Origin of the sequence: Mycolicibacterium xanthum (assembly GCF_019710635.1) — a bacterium.
In the GTDB taxonomy this organism is placed as follows: domain Bacteria; phylum Actinomycetota; class Actinomycetes; order Mycobacteriales; family Mycobacteriaceae; genus Mycobacterium; species Mycobacterium xanthum.
This window is the reverse complement of sequence record NZ_JAIFZS010000013.1, coordinates 128,661-145,541: the sequence shown is the minus strand read 5'-3', so window position 1 is coordinate 145,541 and position 16,881 is coordinate 128,661. Positions and strand designations below refer to the sequence as shown.

The following is a 16,881-nucleotide window of genomic DNA, read 5'->3' as shown; positions in this document are numbered from 1 at the left end:
AGCCAGCCGAATCCGCCCGAGGCCAACAGCCGGTCGACCACGGCCCGCGCCAGGTCGATGCCGCCATCGGAGCATCTCAGTGGGGGCGCTTGCCATCCCGAGGACAGGATTACTAGGATATCCAAGTATCCACGTTTCGGAAGGCTGACAAATGACCACACGGGTTCCCCATTTCATCGACGGCAAGCGCACCGAGCTGTCGTCCACCCGGACCGCCGATGTGATGAACCCGAGCACCGGAGCGGTGCAGGCGCAGGTGGTCCTGGCGTCCAAGGCGGACGTCGACAGCGCGGTCGCCTCGGCGGTCGAGGCGCAGAAGCAGTGGGCGGCGTTCAACCCGCAACGTCGGGCCCGCGTGATGATGAAGTTCATCGAGTTGGTCAACGCCAACATGGAGGAGTTGGCGGAACTGCTCAGCATCGAGCACGGCAAGACGATTCCCGACTCCAAGGGTGATATCCAGCGCGGCATCGAGGTCATCGAGTTCGCGATCGGCATCCCGCACCTGATCAAGGGTGAGTACACCGAGGGCGCCGGCACCGGCATCGACGTCTACTCGTTGCGCCAGCCGCTCGGCGTCGTCGCCGGCATCACGCCGTTCAACTTCCCGGCGATGATCCCGCTCTGGAAGGCCGGCCCGGCGCTGGCCTGCGGCAACGCCTTCATTCTCAAGCCGTCCGAGCGCGACCCGTCGGTTCCGGTGCGGCTGGCCGAGCTCTTCCTGGAGGCCGGGCTGCCTCCGGGCGTGTTCCAGGTCGTCCAGGGCGACAAGGAGGCGGTCGACGCGATCCTGACCCACCCGGACGTCCACGCGATCGGGTTCGTCGGCAGCTCCGACATCGCGCAGTACATCTACTCCACCTCCGCCGCCAACGGGAAGCGCTCGCAGTGCTTCGGCGGCGCGAAGAACCACATGATCGTGATGCCCGACGCCGACATGGATCAGGCGGTGGACGCGCTGATCGGCGCCGGATACGGCAGCGCCGGTGAGCGCTGCATGGCGATCAGCGTGGCGGTGCCGGTCGGCGAGGAGACCGCGAACCGCCTGCGCAACCGGCTCGTCGAGCGGATCAACCAGCTGCGCGTCGGCCACAGCCTGGACCCGAAGGCCGACTACGGCCCGCTGGTCACCGAGGCCGCCCTCAAGCGGGTCCGCGACTACATCGGCCAAGGTGTGGAGTCCGGCGCCGAGCTGGTGGTCGACGGCCGCGAGCGTGCCTCCGACGAGATGACCTTCGACGACGCGAGCCTCGAGGGTGGTTACTTCATCGGACCGACGCTGTTCGACCACGTCACCACCGACATGTCGATCTACACCGACGAGATCTTCGGACCCGTGCTGTGCATGGTCCGCGCGAAGGATTATGAGGAAGCGCTGAGCCTGCCGACCGAGCACGAGTACGGCAACGGCGTGGCGGTGTTCACCCGCGACGGCGACACCGCGCGTGACTTCGTCTCCCGGGTGCAGGTCGGCATGGTGGGCGTCAACGTCCCGATCCCGGTTCCGGTGGCCTACCACACCTTCGGCGGCTGGAAGCGCTCCGGCTTCGGCGACCTCAACCAGCACGGGCCGGCGTCGATCCAGTTCTACACCAAGGTCAAGACTGTGACGCAGCGCTGGCCGGCGGGTTCGCACGGGGCCGAGTTCGTCATCCCCACCATGAAGTAGGGCTGACGTTCCCGATGGACTACTTCGGCCTCGACGAGGACGAACGGGTGATCGCCGAAACGGCGGCAGCGTTCGCCGACAAGCGCCTGGCACCGTATGCGCTGGAATGGGACGAAAAGCACCACTTCCCGACCGACGCGTTGCGCGACGCCGCGGAACTCGGGATGGCCGCGATCTACTGCCGCGAGGACGTCGGCGGCACCGGGTTGCGGCGCATCGACGCGGTCCGGATCTTCGAGCAGCTCGCCATCGCCGATCCGACCGTCGCGGCGTTCCTGTCGATCCACAACATGTGCGCGTGGATGGTCGACACGTTCGGCACCGAGGAGCAACGCAAGACCTGGGTGCCCCGGCTGGCGTCGATGGACGCCATCGCAAGCTACTGCCTGACCGAGCCGGGCGCGGGCTCCGACGCGGGTGCGTTGCGCACCAAGGCCGTTCGCTCCGGGTCGGACTTCGTGCTGGACGGGGTCAAGCAGTTCATCTCCGGCGCCGGCTCGTCGGACGTCTACGTGGTGATGGCCAGGACCGGAAGTGAAGGGCCCCGCGGCATCTCGACGTTCCTGGTCGAAAAGGGCACGCCGGGGCTGAGTTTCGGCGCTGATGAGCAGAAGATGGGCTGGATCGCCCAGCCCACCGCCCAGGTGGTCCTCGACGGTGTCCGGGTGCCCGCCGAGGCGATGCTGGGCGGCGCCGACGGGGAGGGCACCGGGTTCGGCATCGCGATGAGCGGTCTCAACGGCGGACGTATCAACATCGCGGCCTGCTCGCTGGGCGGCGCGCAGGCCGCGCACGACAAGGCCGCCGCCTACCTGGCTGACCGGCACGCGTTCGGCGGGCCGCTGCTCGACGAACCGACGGTCCGGTTCACGCTGGCCGACATGGCCACCGCGCTGGAGACGTCGCGGATGATGCTGTGGCGGGCCGCCCACGCCCTGGACGACAACCACCCCGACAAGGTCGAGCTGTGCGCGATGGCCAAGCTGTACGTCACCGACGCCTGCTTCGACGTCGCCGACAAGGCCCTGCAGCTGCATGGCGGCTACGGCTATCTGCGGGAGTACGGACTGGAGAAAATCGTCCGGGATCTGCGGGTGCACCGCATCCTGGAAGGGACCAACGAGATCATGCGGGTGGTGATCGGCCGCGCGGTCGCCGGCCGGGCACGCGCCGGCGTCTAGCGCTGCTGAACACATGGAGGGTCGATGACGACTGTCGCGTTTCTGGGATTGGGCAACATGGGCGGCCCGATGGCGGCCAACCTGCTGGGTGCCGGCCACACCGTGCACGGCTTCGACCTGGTGGCCGCGCTGAAGGACGCGGCGGCCGCCAAGGGTGCGACGGTGTTCGACAGCGGCGCCGAGGCCGTCGTCGACGCCGACGTGATCATCACGTCGCTGCCCAACGGCGCCATCGTCAAGGCCTGCTACGCCGAGGTGCTGCCGGCGGCCAAGACCGGCGCGCTGTTGATCGACACCTCGACGATCTCGGTCGACGATGCGCGCACCATCCACGCCCAGGCCGCCGAGCGCGGGCTGGCCCAGATCGACGCGCCGGTGTCGGGCGGCATCAAGGGCGCGACCGCGGGCACGCTGGCCTTCATGGTCGGCGGTTCGGAAGATGCAGTCGCACGCGCCAAGCCGGTGCTGGAACCGATGGCGGGGAAGATCATCCACTGCGGCGCCTCGGGTGCCGGACAGGCCGCCAAGCTGTGCAACAACATGGTGCTCGCGGTGCAGCAGATCGCGATCGGCGAGGCGTTCGTGCTGGCCGACAAGCTCGGACTGCCCGCCCAGTCGCTGTTCGACGTGATCACCGGCGCCACCGGCAACTGCTGGGCCGTGCACACCAACTGCCCGGTGCCGGGACCGGTCCCGACGTCACCGGCCAACAACGACTTCAAGCCGGGCTTCGCGACCGCCCTGATGAACAAGGACCTCGGCCTGGCGATGGACGCGGTGAACTCAACGGGTTCGGCCGCACCGCTGGGCGCGCACGCCGCCGAGATCTACGCGAAGTTCGCCGAGGACAACGCGGACAAGGACTTCAGCGCCGTGATCGAGATGCTGCGGGGCTGACGTTCATACTGCACTGGCGGCGGGCTCCACTTGGAATTCCTCTCCGCCAGCGCAGTCTCAACGAGAGCTCAGGCCGCAGACGCAGTCTCAACGAGGGCTGACGCCGCCAGCGCAGTCTCGACGAGGGCTCAGGCCGCGGACGGCCTGTGCGAGTCCCGCCAGTGGTCGTGTATCCGCCGGCACTCGGCCATCCGCAGCGGTGCACCTGCCACGTCGTCCCGGTCGATCGCCACGGTCGGCATCCCGGCCACGGTGGCCGCACGCTCGGCGATGTGTGTCCCGACGAACGCCAGCGCGTCCGCGCCGGCAATGCCGAGTTCGGCCAGCGCGGCGGCGAACAGGTTGCCTTCGTGCGCGTCGTCGCCGGTGACCACCACCCCGGCGACACCCTCGCCGACGAGTTGGCGCACCAGCGGTTCGACCCAGGCGTGACTGCCGTTGCTGACGACGCCGATGCCGATGCCTGCGCCGAACGCCTCGGTGATCAGGTCGACCAGGCCGGCCCTCGGTGAGATGTCCGCGTCGAGGATGGTCTCGCCGAGGATCATCTCCTTCGTCACACAGATCTCGTCGACCAGGAGTTCGGCCAGCACGTCGCATTCCGTGCAGATGCCGCGCTTACGAAGTTCGGCGGCCACCCGCCGGCGCTCGTCGCTGAGCACCTGCAGCTGCCGGTAGCGCGACTCGGACCATTCGACGTCCAAACCGAGCTCGGCGAACGCCGCGTTGAACGCCGGGCGGTGCCCCGCGCTGTCGAGGTCGGCCAGGGCGTCCAGGTCGAAGATCATTGCTCGCAATGGCTGCACTTTCGTCTCGCCGGGCTGCGGCCAGTCCCACCAGAAGCGACCGGCTCGCCAAATTTTCTGCTGTGTGGGCTGCACAGGTAGATCGTGTCCCAAGTCACACGCCCGCGCCTCCCCCATGCGGGGGATTCCGGACGCCAAGTTGGCCGAGGGGCGCGGCAACCGCCTCTAAAGTGGGCATATGGCGACAGCTCCGCCGGTGCGGATCGTACTGGTAGACGACCACGAGATGGTCATCGAAGGGCTCAGGGCAATGCTGACGGCCTTCGAGAACCGGGTCACCGTCGTCGGGCACGCCGTCGGCGCCGATCGCGTGGCCAGCGTGGTCGCCGACCTCGACCCCGACATCGTGCTGTGCGACGTGCGGATGCAGGGGTCCAGCGGGCTCGATGTATGCCGCCAGCTGCGAGAACGCGACCCCGGCCGCAAGGTCGTGATGCTGTCGGTCTACGACGACGAGCAGTACCTGTTCCAGGCGCTGCGGATGGGCGCGTCGGGCTACCTGCTGAAAAGCATCAGCAGCGAGGAACTGGTCCGCCAGCTGGAATTCGTCAACAGCGGCGAGACCGCGATCGATCCCGGCATGGCGGCCCGCGCGGTCGACACCGCGGCGCGGATCCAGCGTGATGAGTTCTGGCCCGGCGCTCGGCAGGGCCTCACCCAGCGGGAGAGCGAGATCCTGGCGCTGGTGGTCAACGGGCTGTCCAACCGGGCCATCGCGGCCAAGCTGGTGATCGGCGACGAGACCGTCAAGACCCATCTGAGCTCGATCTACCGCAAGCTCGGGGTCAGCGACCGGACCACCGCGGTAGCCACCGCGCTGCGCGAAGGCATCTACCAGTGAGCACCCGGTGAACCCCGGGCCGCGGCCGCTGCTGGCCGCCGACCGCGAGCTGGCGCTGCTACGCGCGCTCATCCAGGCGGCGTCCAGCGGACCGGGGGTCGAACCGCTGGCCGCGGCGGCGGCGCGGATGATCACCGCCGCCACCGACAGCGACGTCTGCTTCGTGCACGTACTCGACGACACCGAGCGATCGCTGACGCTGGCGGGCGCCACGCCGCCGTTCGACTCTCAGGTCGGCAAGATCAGACTGCCCCTCGGGCAGGGCATCTCGGGATGGGTGGCCAGCCACCGCGAACCGGTGGTGATCCTCGACGACAAGGAGTCCGACCCCCGGTATCTGCCGTTCGAGTCGTTGCGCGGGCGCGATTTCACGTCAATGGTGTCGGTGCCGATGGAAACCGACCCCGGCGGCCTGGTCGGGGTGCTGAACGTGCACACGGTGGCCCAGCGGGAGTTCGGCGACCGGGACGTCGAGCTGCTTCTGGTGATCGGCAGGCTCATCGCCGGGGCCATGCACCAGGCGCGGCTGCACCGTCAGCTGGTCGCCCGCGAGCGGGCCCACGAGAACTTCGTCGAGCAGGTCATCGAGGCACAGGAGATGGAGCGGCGCCGGCTGGCCGGAGACATCCACGACGGCATCTCCCAACGGCTGGTCACGCTGTCCTATCGGCTGGACGCGGCGGCGCAGGCGGCGAAGTCCGGCGGCGACCGCGACACCCTGACCGAGCAGCTCGACCGCGCACGCGAGCTGGCCGAGCTGACCCTGCAGGAGGCCCGGGCGGCGATCAGCGGGCTGCGGCCACCGGTCCTCGACGATCTCGGGTTGTCCGGCGGTCTGGCCAGCCTGGCCCGCTCCATCCCGCAGATTCCGATCGAGGTGGACGTCGCCGACACCCGGCTGCCCGACCACATCGAGCTGGCGATCTACCGCATCGCCCAGGAATGCCTGCAGAACGTCGTCAAACACGCCCACGCCGACCACGCGCGACTGTTGTTCACCCTCGACCGGGGCGAGCACTCCGACATCGCGCGGCTCGAGATCGTCGACGACGGGGTCGGTTTCGACACCCTCGAGCATCCGCTCGGCGGGGACGAGATGGGCGGATACGGGCTGCTGTCGATGGCCGAGCGCGCCGAGATCGTCGGCGGGCGGCTCAACATCCGCTCGCGGCCGGGGTCGGGCACGGCGGTCACCGCGACCATCCCGGTGCCCGCGTCCGCGAAATAGCGTTCCGGCTCACGCACGGGGCGCCGATCACCGGCTCGCACACAGCGCCGATCACCGGCTCGCACACAGGGCCGATCACCGCCGTGGCTTCTCCCTCGCGACGGGTCAGTAGTCGCCCGCGTTGCGGCGCAGCGTCTGGATGGACGACGCGAGCGCGTGCGACTCCTGGTCGGACATTCCGATATCGGCGAAGACGTCGGCGTTGAGGGTGACCGTGGCGTCCTCGACGGTGGAGCGGCCGAGGTCGGTGATCCGCACCAGGGTGGTGCGGCCGTCGGTGGGGTGCGGAAGCCGTTCGACCAGCCCGTCGGATTCCAGCCGCCGGATCGCGTGGGTCACGCTCGTGACGTGGACCTGCAGACGGTCGGACGCCTTGGTGATCGGCAGCGCTCCGGTGCGGCTGAAGGCCAACAGCCTGAGCAACTCGAAACGGGAGAAGCTCAGATCGTAGGGCCGCAGCGCGGTCTCGACCCGGGCCAGCAGGATCTGGTGGGCGCGCATCACCGAGGTGACCGCGACCATCCCGTCCGCGACGTCACCCCAGCCGCTGCGCTCCCAGTTGCCGCGCGCCACCGCGATCGGGTCGGGCTTGTCGTCCTGATTCCCTGGTTGTTGCGAGGGCACGCCCCTTCATACCGCATACCGGACGGCACCCCGAATCGGTCCGCGCCGGCTAGAGCCGCTTTTCCAGCAGGACCGCACCGGAGTCCACCGACACCAACTGCACGGCGGCGATCTCTTCGGGCTGCAGCGGCGTGGTCGCGCTGGGCAGCGCGGTGGCGCCCGAGATGCCCAGCCAGGTGGCCACCTGGTCCCGGCTGCCGTCGTGTCCGACGACGACCATGCCGAGCGGTTCGGAAACGTCGTTGCGGGCGCCCCACTCACCGTAGGAGCAGGCCATGTCGATACGGGTGCCCCAGCCGTACCCGGTCAGGTCGACGGTCGCGTGGATCGGGGTGGGTGTCACCTCGGTCATCGGCGCCATCGACGCGCCCTGAGCGGCCGGTTGCTGCTCGCCGCGCTGCAGGCCGACGATCTCCGGCCGGGCCAGCACCGCCACCCCGCCGGCCAGCAGCACCGCGGCTGCGGCGGCCAGCGCCGCGGCCACCACCCGGGTCCGGCGACGCCCGGACCGAACCCGGGAAACCACCGTGTCCCGCAGGGGCGGCGGTGGGCCGTCCGGTTCGCCGTCCAGCGCGCAGACGTCGGCCAGGTCCACCTTGGCGAGCAGGCCGGGCATGCCGCTGAGCTCGGCGACCGCGGCCCGGCACGCCGGGCAGGCCGGCAGGTGTGTCTCGAACTCGCGCCGCTCGGTCGTCGACAGCGATCCGAACACGTAGGCCGCATCCCAGGTCGAGTACCGGTCGCGGCTGACATCGTGGACTGTCATCGCGTCACCCCCATCTCCTGCAGGCTCAGCCGCAGCGCGCGCACCGCGTAGTGCAGCCGGGACTTGACCGTGCCCTCGGCGATCTGGAGGTCCTCGGCGATCTGCGTGATCGACCAGCCCTGGTAATAGGCCCTTCGGATGACCGCCCGGTGTTGCTCGGACAGCTGATCCAGCGCCATGGTGAGCAGCAACCGGTCCAGCGCGGCGTCCACCTCGGTGGTCCCGTCGGCGGATCCGGCCTCTCTGGCCTCGGCGATGTCCTCGATGTCGGCGGCGTCGGTCTCGCGGCGGTACCGCGCGCTGCGCCGCTCGTCGATGACCAGGTTGCGGGCGACGGTGAACAGCCATGCCCGCGCGGAGTGCTCGGCCTCCGCCGCGGTGTCGGGGCGGTGCCGCCAGGCCCGCAACAGGGTCTCCTGCACCACGTCCTCGGCCCGGCTGCGATCGCCGGTGAGCCGCAGCGCGTAGCGCCACAATGCGGCGGCGTGTTCGTCGTAGAGCACGCGCATCATCGCCGCTTCCGGATCGTCGTGTTGGTCCACCGCCTGTCAGCCTCCGTCAGGGACACGACGCAGGGGGCGGTTCGGTTCAGATCGGGCGGTGCATCAATCGGCGGCGGCGGTGAGGATCCGGGGTCCGTCGTCGGTGACCGCGACGGTGTGCTCCCAGTGCGCGGCGCGCGACCCGTCGCCGGTCACCACGGTCCACTCGTCGTCGAGCACCACCGTCTTGGTGGTCCCGAGGGTGAGCATCGGTTCGATCGCCAGCACCGACCCCGGCGCCAGGTGCGGACCCCGGCCCGGGGCCCCCTCGTTGGGCAGGAACGGGTCCATGTGCATCTGCCTGCCGATGCCGTGCCCGCCGTAGCCGGCGACGATGCCGAACCTGCGGTCGTAGCGGCGCTCGGCGGCGCGGGTGCCCAGCTCGATGGCGTGCGAGACGTCGGTGAGCCGGTTACCGGGGATCATCGCCGCGATACCGGCCTCCATCGACTCCCGGGTGGCCCGGGACAGATTCTCGTCAGCGGGAATCAGGGTGCCGACGCCGAAGGTGACGGCGGAGTCGCCGTGCCAGCCGTCCAGGATCGCGCCGCAGTCGATCGACACCAGGTCGCCGGCGACCAGCACTTCGTCGGCCGACGGGATGCCGTGCACGACGCGGTCGTTGACCGACGAGCAGATGGTGGCCGGGAAGCCGTGGTAGCCCAGGAATGACGGGATGCCGCCGCCGTCGCGGATGACCGATTCGGCAACCTCGTCGAGCTCCAGCGTGGAGACGCCGGGGGCGGCGGCCTGCTGTACGGCCCTCAGCGCCGCGGCGACCAGCGCACCCGCGGCGGCCATCGTGTCCAGCTCGCCCGCGCTGCGCTGGGCGATCACCCTGCGCCCGCGCAGGCCCGGCAGTGAAACCATACGAACCTGTTTAGCGGCCGAGCGCCTTCAGCGCGCGGTTGAAGACCTCGTCGAGCTCGCCGACGGCGTCGACCGTCTTCAGGTTGGCGCTGTAGTAGTCCAGCAGCGGCGCGGTCTCCTCGCGGTACACCTTGAACCGGTTGCGGATGACGTCCTCGGTGTCGTCGGCGCGGCCACGGCCCTTGAGCCGGGTGACGAGCTCCTCCTCGGGAACCCGGAACTCGACGATCGCGTCCAGCGACAGGTTGCGCTTCGCGAGCATCTCGTCGAGCGCCTCGGCCTGCTCCACCGACCGCGGGAAACCGTCGAGGATGAACCCGGTCTGGGCGTCCCCGTCGTTGAGCCGGTCGTCGACCAGCGCATTGGTCAGCGAGGCGGGCACCAGGTCACCGGCGTCGAGGTACTTCTTGGCCTCCAGGCCGAGCTCGGTGCCGTTGCTGATGTTGTACCGGAACAGGTCTCCGGTGGAGATCTGCGGAACTCCCAGCTTCTCGGCCAGCTTGACGGCCTGCGTTCCCTTGCCCGCACCGGGCGGTCCCAACAACACGATTCTCACTTGAGGAACCCTTCATAGTTGCGCTGCATCAGCTGGCTTTCGATTTGTTTGACGGTGTCCAGGCCGACGCCGATCATGATCAGAACCGCCGTACCGCCGAACGGCAGGTTCTGTACCGCACCGGTGTTGCCGATCTCAAGGAACAAGTTCGGCAGAACAGCGATCACGCCCAGGTAGATCGAGCCCGGCAGGGTGATCCTGGACAGCACGAACCGCAGATAGTCCGCGGTCGGCTTACCCGGACGGATGCCCGGGATGAACCCTCCGTACTTCTTCATCTCGTCGGCACGTTCGTCGGGGTTGAACGTGATCGAGACGTAGAAGTACGTGAAGAAGATGATCAGGCCGAAGTAGATCGCGATGTAGACGGGGTCGGCCGGGTTGGTCAGGTAGTCGGCGACGAACGTCTGCCACCACCCGGTGCTGGGGGTGTCGCTGGCGCTCTGCACGAGCTGGGTGATCAGGTGCGGGATGTAGATCAGCGACGACGCGAAGATCACCGGGATGACGCCGGCCTGGTTGACCTTCAGCGGCAGGTAGGTCGAGGTGCCGCCGTACATCCGGCGCCCCACCATGCGCTTGGCGTACTGGACCGGGATGCGTCGCTGGCCCTGCTCGACGAACACCACGCCGACGATGATGATCAGTGCCGCGACACAGACCAGCGCGAAGACCATGCCGCCGCGGCTGTCCAGGATGGTCTTGCCCTCGACCGGAATGCGCGCGGCGATACCGGCGAAGATCAGCAGCGACATGCCGTTGCCGATGCCACGCTCGGTGACCAGCTCGCCCATCCACATGACCAGGGCGGCGCCCGCGGTCATGACGATCACGATGACGCCCAGCGTGACGAGGTTCAGCCCGTCGCTCTGACCCTCGATGATGTCCAGCGAGCAGCCCTGCAACAGGCCGCCGTTCTGGGCCAGCGCGACGATGCTGGTGGCCTGCAGCAGGGCCAGCGCGATCGCCAGGTAGCGGGTGTACTGGGTCAGCTTGGCCTGCCCCGCCTGCCCCTCCTTGCGCAGCTGCTCGAAGCGCGGGATCACCACGCCGAGCAACTGCACGATGATGCTGGCGGTGATGTAGGGCATCACGCCGACCGCGAACACCGTCAGCTGCAGCAGCGCGCCGCCGGAGAACAGGTTGATCAGCGAGTAGATCTGAGCCGAGTCACCGCCGCTCACCTGGGCGATGCACTGTTGCACGTTGGGGTAGTTGACCCCGGGCGACGGAATCGCGGCACCCACCCGGTAGAGGATGACGATGCCCAGCGTGAACAGGATCTTTCGCCTCAGATCGACCGTTCGCAGTGACGAGATGAAAGCCGAGAGCACTCTTTCCTCCTGCACGGCCGAGCGACTACGCGGCGTGCTCCGTGGCTGGCGTGACCAGCGTCTTGGTCAAGTATCGGGTTAAGTCGTGTGCGCGACGGCACGAGCAGGCAAAACGGCCTGCGCAAGTCACGCGTTCAAACAGTCTACGAGACTAACAGTTGCATCTACGTTGTCCCGAATCCGTACCCGCTGAGCAGCCACGAAAGCGATCGCCCAGCCGCGGGGCGTACAGTCGGCGACAGCTCATTAAATCGACTAACTAATGCCGTGGCGTCGCACGGCATCGGAGGGAGCTGGCAATGCCGCGAACCGCGCGCACTGACAATGACACCTGGGACCTCGCCTCCAGCGTCGGCGCCACCGCCACGATGGTCGCCGCCGCCCGCGCGGTCGCCTCCCGCGGCGAGCGGCCGCTGATCGACGACCCGTTCGCCGCACCGCTGGTGAACGCCGTGGGCATCGACTTCTTCGCACGGCTGGCGAACGGCGACCTGACCGCCGACGACCTGTCCGGCGAGGACTCCGCCACGCCGGCGGGCATGGGCCGGTTCACCGATGGCATGGCCGTACGCACCCGGTTCTTCGACGGCTTCTTCGCCGACGCCACGGCGGCGGGCATTAGGCAGGCCGTCATCCTGGCCTCCGGCCTGGATGCCCGCGGCTACCGGCTGAGCTGGCCGCGGGACATGGTGCTCTTCGAGATCGATCAGCCCGATGTGATCCGGTTCAAGACCACCACCCTGGCCGGTCTCGGCGCCGAGCCCACCGTCGACCTGCGGCCGGTACCGATCGACCTGCGTCAGGACTGGCCGGCTGCGCTGGCCGCCGCGGGCTTCGACGCGGCCCGGCCGACCGCCTGGATCGCCGAGGGTCTGCTGGGTTACCTGCCGCCCGACGGCCAGGACCGGCTGCTCGACCAGATCGGCGAGCTCAGCGCGCCGGGCAGCCGGCTGGCCGCCGAGGCGGTGCCCACCCACCACGACGTCGATCAGGAGGAGTTGCGCGAACGGATGAAGGAGTCCACCGACCGGTGGCGCAGCCACGGCTTCGACCTCGACTTCTCCGAGCTGGTGTTCCTGGGCGAACGCGCCGACGTGACCGACTACCTGCGTGAGCGCGGCTGGAGCGTCGACGGAGCGCCCGCCAACGAGCTGCTGACCCGGTACGGCCTGGCGCCGCTCGACGACGACGAGGGCTTCGGCGACGTCGTCTACGTGTCGGCGTCGAAGGCACGGTAGATGCGCACCGAGGGCGACACCTGGGATCTGGCCTCCAGCGTCGGGGCCACCGCCACCGGCGTCGCCGCGTCTCGCGCGCTGGCCAGCCTTGGACCGGATGCCCTGATCAGCGACCCGTACGCGGCCATCCTGGTCAAGGCAGTGGGCGTCGAGCACTTCATCCGGGTGGCCGACGGCGAGCTGGACTTCGGCGACGATCCGCTGTTGGGTTCCCGGCAGGTGTGCGAACAGATCGCGGTGCGCACCCGGTTCTTCGACGACCTGTTCCGTGCCGCGTGCGCCGACGGCATCCGGCAGGCGGTGATCCTGGCCTCCGGGCTGGACACCCGCGCCTACCGGCTGGACTGGCCCGCGGGCTCGGTGGTTTTCGAGATCGACCAGCCCAGCGTCATCGACTTCAAGACGCAGGTGCTGGCCGGGGCCGGGGTGCTGCCCGCCGCCGAGCACCGCACGGTCGGGATCGACCTGCGCGACGATTGGCCGCGCGCCCTGCGCGACGCCGGATTCGACCCGGCGCGGCCGACCGCCTGGATCGCCGAGGGCCTGCTGATCTACCTGCCCCCGGATGCCCAGGACCGGCTGCTGGACAACGTCACCGCGCTGTCGGCCGCCGGCAGCCGGTTGGCCACCGAACACATGGACCCCAAGGCGCTGACCGGCGACTGGGCCAGGGCCCTGACCGAGCGCAACCGCCGGTACGGCAGCACGGTCGACCTGACCGAGCTGTTCTACACCGGTCCGCGCACCGGTGCCGCCGACCGCCTGCGGGCTCAGGGGTGGCAGGTCACGGTGCAGCCCAGCACGCAGGCGTATGCCGCCAACGGGTTCTCACCGCCCGACGACACGCTGATGAGGATGGTCGGCGATTCCGGCTATCTCTCGGCGCGGCTGGGCGAGACACGGTAGGCAGTGGGGATGGCACGGACCGACGACGATTCGTGGGATCTGGCCTCCAGCGTCGGCGCCACCGCGACGATGGTGGCCGTCGCGCGGGCGCTGGCATCCCGGGAGCCGCAGCCGCTGATCTCCGATCCCTACGCCGCGCCGCTGGTACGGGCCGTCGGCATCGACTACTTCACCAGGCTGGTCGACGGCGACATGGCCGTCGATGAGGCGGCCGCGTCCGGGGTCCGGTTGCTGACCGACGCGATGGCGGTGCGCACCCGGTTCTTCGACGACTTCTTCCGCGATGCGGGCGCCGCCGGCATCCGGCAGGCGGTGATCCTGGCGGCGGGACTGGACGCACGGGCCTACCGGCTGCCGTGGCCGGCCGGCACCGTCGTCTACGAGGTCGATCAGCCGCAGGTGGTCGCCGCCAAGTCCGCCGCGATGGCGGAACTGGGCGCCACCCCGACCGCCGAGCGGCGCACGGTCGCCGTGGATCTGCGCGACGACTGGCCGCAGGCGCTGCGCGACGCCGGTTTCGACGCGTCATCACCGTCGGCGTGGAGCGTCGAGGGACTGCTGATGTATCTGCCGCCGGACGCCCAGGACCGGCTGTTCGACCACATCACCGAGCTGTCGGCGCCCGGCAGCCGGGTGTCCACCGAGTTCCATGGCGGCGACTTCGGTGCCACGCTGGCGGCGCGCGCCAAGGAGATCACCGGCGCGTGGCAGGGCTCCAGGTCCGAGGGCGTCGACCTGGACTTCTCCCAGCTGTTCTATCCCGGCGAACGCAATCACGCCGTCGACTACCTCGACGAGCACGGCTGGCGGGTGAGCACCCGCGGTCGCCCCGAACTGTTCGCCGACTACGGCAAGGTCTTTCCCACCGAGATGGCGCTTGCCCCGTTGCGCGATTCCGTGGCGATCACCGCGATCCGGGACTGAGCGCGGCGCCGGCGGTTGGCCGGCGCGTCAGGTGACAGCCTCGGCCTCAGGCCATGCGCGCGCCAAACGCTGATCGGTGGTCAGCAAGACCAGATCGGCCGCGTCTGCGAGTTCCACATAGAAGGCATCGGTGAGCCGGACAGTGTCACGACGCCTCCATGCTCCGGCGAGCAATGGCCCGAGAAGGTGCCGCGTCACCGGCGCTTGCCTCAACTCGTCAATGGCATTCTCGACCTCGGCACGGGTCAGGATGTCGGCGCGGTGGAGGCGCCCGAGTGCCGACAAAACCTCGGCGTCGAAGTGTGCCGGCGCGTGCATCACCGTGCCGGCCAGCCGGGCACGGACGGCCTGGAACCGATCACTCGTGCGAGCCAGCAGATCGACCATCACGCTGGCGTCGACGACCACCTGCTCCGAAGCACAAGTCGGACTCACGCTCCGAACTCGTCGCGCGCAGCATCGATCGCGTCCAACACATCGTCGTGCCGAGCTCCGGTGGTCCTGTCCTTCAGCGCGTCAAGCCATGAGTCAGTCGCCGAATTCTCCAACTCGGCGGCGATGGCGGCCTGCGTCAGCGCGGAGACGTTCAAGCCCCGCGCCCTGGCACGCTCCGCCAGGTCATCTGGGACATAGACGTTCAGCCTGGCCATACACACAAATATACACACAGTTGCGGCGGCAACAGCTAGAAGCGGTGTTCCCCCAGCCACAGCACGTTGGTGCCGGTCAGCGAGCGCTGGGTCTGGTCCAGCACCCCGGCCACCGAGCGAACGACCAGGCCGCCCAGCGCGTCCGGCAGCGACACCGCGGCGGGCTGCGACGACGGCTTGGGCCGCAGCATGTCCCGCAGCGAGGACCCGGGCAGGCTCTGGATCTCCACCTTGGTGTCGGCGTCGAGCCCGGCCAGCACCTTGGCACGGCGGATGGCGGTGCGCAGCCCGCCCAATTCGTCGACGAGCCCGCGCTCCAGCGCATCGGCCCCGGTCCACACCCGGCCCCGGGCGACCTCGTCCACCGCGTCGACGGTCATGTCGCGGCCCTCGGCGACCCGCCGCACGAAGTCGGTGTAGAACAGGTCGGCCTCGGCCTCCACCTGGGCCTGCTGCTCGTCGGTGAACGGCGCGTTTATCGACCAGGCGTCGGCGTTGGAGTTGGTGCGCACGGCGTCCGACCCGACACCGAGCCGGTCCTTGAGGTCGCGGGCGATCAACTTGCCGGTCACCACCCCGATCGAGCCGGTGATCGTGCCCGGGTTCGCGACGATCGCGTCGGCGGCCATCGACACGTAGTAGCCGCCCGAGGCGGCCACCGCACCCATCGATGCCACCACCGGTTTGCCGTGCTCGCGAGCGCGCACCACTTCGCGCCAGATGGTCTCCGAGCCGGTGACCGAGCCGCCCGGACTGTCGACCCGCAGCACGATCGCGGCGACGTCGTCGTCGGCGGCCGCCTGCCGCAGCGCCGCGGCGATGGTGTCCCCGCCCGCAGCCGAATTACCCAACGGGGAGAGCTGGCGCCCGCCCCGACCGCTGACGATCGGCCCGGCCACCGTCACCACCGCCACCGTCGGGCGGTCCTTGCGCCCCGGCAGGCTGGGCGACGGAACGGATGGCCGCTTAGTGTGCGCGTACCGGGCCAGATAGAGCCGCGGCGGGGCGTCGTCGGCGTCGGCGTCCCCGGTCTCCGGGGAGATCCCCTCGGCCCCGGCCAGTTCGGCGATCCGGGCGTAGGCCTCGTCGCGGAAGCCGATCCGGTCGACCAGCCCGGCGCTCACCGCGTCGTCGCGCAGCAGCGGCGCCCGGTCGGCCAGGCCGTCCAGCGCGGCGACGTCGATCCCGCGGGAGGTGGCCACCGCGTCCCACACCTGGGTGCGCAGGCTGTTGACCATCGCGGTGTCCGCTTCCCGGTGCGCGTCGGTGTACCCGTCCTGGGTGAACAGGTTCGCCGCGGACTTGTACTCACCGCGGGCGACGAACTGCGCCTCGACCCCGACCTTGTCCAGCGCATCGCGCAGGAACATCGCGCTGGTCGCGAAACCGATCAGCCCGACGGTTCCGGACGGCTGCATCCACACTTCGCCGAAGGCCGAGGCCAGGTAGTACGACAGCGTGCCCGGGTAGGTCTCCGACCAGGCCAGCGACGGCTTGACCGCGGTGAACGCGGCGATCGCGTCGCGCAACTCCTGCACCGGCCCGGGCGGGGCGGCCTGGATCTGCACCCGGGCGATCAGCCCGGCGACGCGGGGGTCCTCGGCGGCCCGGTGCAGAGCCTCGACCGCCTCGCGCAACAGCATCGGACGACTGCCCCCGATGACGCCGGACAGCACGGCCATCGGATCGAAGCCGGCGGCCTCCGGCGGCGCGGACTGCAGGTCCAGTTCGAGGATGCAGCCGTCGGGCACGCCCTGGTGACGGGCGGTGTCGACCCGCTTGATCAACCCACGCACATCGTCGAACCCCGGCACCCCGGACAGCAGAGAGAACATGCCACCGAGCGTAC

The 16,881-nt window shown here is 69.5% G+C and carries 18 protein-coding genes; 8 read left to right on the top strand and 10 right to left on the bottom strand.

Annotated elements, in window-relative coordinates; translation table 11 throughout:
- Positions 1–151 precede the first annotated feature (151 nt).
- Genes JDV09_RS08420 through mmsB form a run of 3 tightly spaced genes read left to right on the top strand, consistent with a single transcriptional unit; the run spans position 152 to position 3,747 of the window.
- Entirely contained in the window at positions 152–1,669 is a 1,518-nt protein-coding gene (locus JDV09_RS08420) for a CoA-acylating methylmalonate-semialdehyde dehydrogenase (RefSeq protein ID WP_221368657.1), read from the top strand.
- Positions 1,670–1,683: 14 nt separating this feature from the next.
- The gene (locus tag JDV09_RS08415; RefSeq protein ID WP_221368656.1) at positions 1,684–2,850 is read left to right on the top strand and encodes an acyl-CoA dehydrogenase family protein; all 1,167 of its coding nucleotides are present in this window, start codon (positions 1,684–1,686) and stop codon (positions 2,848–2,850) included.
- A 24-nt stretch (positions 2,851–2,874) separates the two neighbouring features.
- On the top strand, positions 2,875–3,747 hold the full coding sequence (gene mmsB / locus JDV09_RS08410; RefSeq protein WP_221368655.1) for a 3-hydroxyisobutyrate dehydrogenase: 873 nt from the start codon (positions 2,875–2,877) through the stop codon (positions 3,745–3,747).
- Between the two features lie 128 nt (positions 3,748–3,875).
- Here mmsB and JDV09_RS08405 read toward each other — a convergent pair whose 3' ends face one another.
- A complete protein-coding gene (locus tag JDV09_RS08405; RefSeq protein ID WP_255605026.1) occupies positions 3,876–4,670 on the bottom strand; it encodes an HAD family hydrolase in 795 nt (264 codons plus the stop codon).
- 61 nt (positions 4,671–4,731) lie between these two features.
- Here JDV09_RS08405 and JDV09_RS08400 point away from each other — a divergent pair, with 61 nt between their 5' ends.
- Both JDV09_RS08400 and JDV09_RS08395 read left to right on the top strand, forming a co-directional pair.
- The gene (locus JDV09_RS08400) at positions 4,732–5,394 is read left to right on the top strand and encodes a response regulator (RefSeq protein WP_221368653.1); all 663 of its coding nucleotides are present in this window, start codon (positions 4,732–4,734) and stop codon (positions 5,392–5,394) included.
- Positions 5,395–5,401: 7 nt separating this feature from the next.
- Entirely contained in the window at positions 5,402–6,622 is a 1,221-nt protein-coding gene (locus tag JDV09_RS08395) for a GAF domain-containing sensor histidine kinase (RefSeq protein WP_221368652.1), read from the top strand.
- Positions 6,623–6,727: 105 nt separating this feature from the next.
- Here JDV09_RS08395 and JDV09_RS08390 read toward each other — a convergent pair whose 3' ends face one another.
- The 6 genes from JDV09_RS08390 to secY all read right to left on the bottom strand — a co-directional run bounded on the left by JDV09_RS08390 (position 6,728) and on the right by secY (position 11,314).
- Positions 6,728–7,246 (bottom strand): MarR family winged helix-turn-helix transcriptional regulator, encoded by a 519-nt coding sequence (locus tag JDV09_RS08390; RefSeq protein WP_221368651.1) that lies wholly within the window; start codon positions 7,244–7,246, stop codon positions 6,728–6,730.
- Positions 7,247–7,295: 49 nt separating this feature from the next.
- On the bottom strand, positions 7,296–8,012 hold the full coding sequence (locus JDV09_RS08385) for an anti-sigma factor family protein (protein ID WP_221368650.1): 717 nt from the start codon (positions 8,010–8,012) through the stop codon (positions 7,296–7,298).
- Positions 8,009–8,524, bottom strand: coding sequence for a sigma-70 family RNA polymerase sigma factor (locus JDV09_RS08380; protein ID WP_221368714.1), 516 nt, complete (start codon positions 8,522–8,524; stop codon positions 8,009–8,011). Before JDV09_RS08380 ends, JDV09_RS08385 begins: the two co-directional genes overlap by 4 nt.
- Positions 8,525–8,617: 93 nt before the next feature.
- A complete protein-coding gene (gene map, locus JDV09_RS08375) occupies positions 8,618–9,424 on the bottom strand; it encodes a type I methionyl aminopeptidase (RefSeq protein ID WP_221368649.1) in 807 nt (268 codons plus the stop codon).
- A 10-nt stretch (positions 9,425–9,434) separates the two neighbouring features.
- Positions 9,435–9,980, bottom strand: a complete 546-nt coding sequence (locus JDV09_RS08370) for an adenylate kinase (RefSeq protein ID WP_221368648.1) — start codon at positions 9,978–9,980, stop codon at positions 9,435–9,437.
- Positions 9,977–11,314 (bottom strand): preprotein translocase subunit SecY, encoded by a 1,338-nt coding sequence (gene secY, locus JDV09_RS08365; RefSeq protein ID WP_221368647.1) that lies wholly within the window; start codon positions 11,312–11,314, stop codon positions 9,977–9,979. The genes JDV09_RS08370 and secY overlap by 4 nt, the downstream gene beginning before the upstream one ends.
- A 299-nt stretch (positions 11,315–11,613) precedes the next feature.
- Between secY and JDV09_RS08360 the strand changes: the two genes are divergently transcribed.
- Genes JDV09_RS08360 through JDV09_RS08350 form a run of 3 tightly spaced genes read left to right on the top strand, consistent with a single transcriptional unit; the run spans position 11,614 to position 14,382 of the window.
- Entirely contained in the window at positions 11,614–12,552 is a 939-nt protein-coding gene (locus tag JDV09_RS08360; RefSeq protein ID WP_221368646.1) for an SAM-dependent methyltransferase, read from the top strand.
- A complete protein-coding gene (locus JDV09_RS08355) occupies positions 12,553–13,458 on the top strand; it encodes an SAM-dependent methyltransferase (RefSeq protein ID WP_221368645.1) in 906 nt (301 codons plus the stop codon). It begins immediately after the preceding gene.
- A gap of 9 nt (positions 13,459–13,467) precedes the next feature.
- Positions 13,468–14,382, top strand: coding sequence for a class I SAM-dependent methyltransferase (locus JDV09_RS08350; protein ID WP_221368644.1), 915 nt, complete (start codon positions 13,468–13,470; stop codon positions 14,380–14,382).
- Between the two features lie 27 nt (positions 14,383–14,409).
- Here the strand turns inward: JDV09_RS08350 and JDV09_RS08345 are convergent, their stop codons facing one another.
- The 3 genes from JDV09_RS08345 to sppA are packed head-to-tail and all read right to left on the bottom strand — an operon-like array spanning position 14,410 to position 16,867.
- Positions 14,410–14,817, bottom strand: a complete 408-nt coding sequence (locus tag JDV09_RS08345; RefSeq protein WP_308124058.1) for a type II toxin-antitoxin system VapC family toxin — start codon at positions 14,815–14,817, stop codon at positions 14,410–14,412.
- On the bottom strand, positions 14,814–15,032 hold the full coding sequence (locus JDV09_RS08340; RefSeq protein WP_221368642.1) for a type II toxin-antitoxin system CcdA family antitoxin: 219 nt from the start codon (positions 15,030–15,032) through the stop codon (positions 14,814–14,816). The genes JDV09_RS08345 and JDV09_RS08340 overlap by 4 nt, the downstream gene beginning before the upstream one ends.
- A 35-nt stretch (positions 15,033–15,067) precedes the next feature.
- Complete coding sequence (sppA, locus tag JDV09_RS08335) at positions 15,068–16,867, bottom strand: signal peptide peptidase SppA (protein ID WP_221368641.1); 1,800 nt, start codon at positions 16,865–16,867, stop codon at positions 15,068–15,070.
- Positions 16,868–16,881 lie beyond the last annotated feature (14 nt).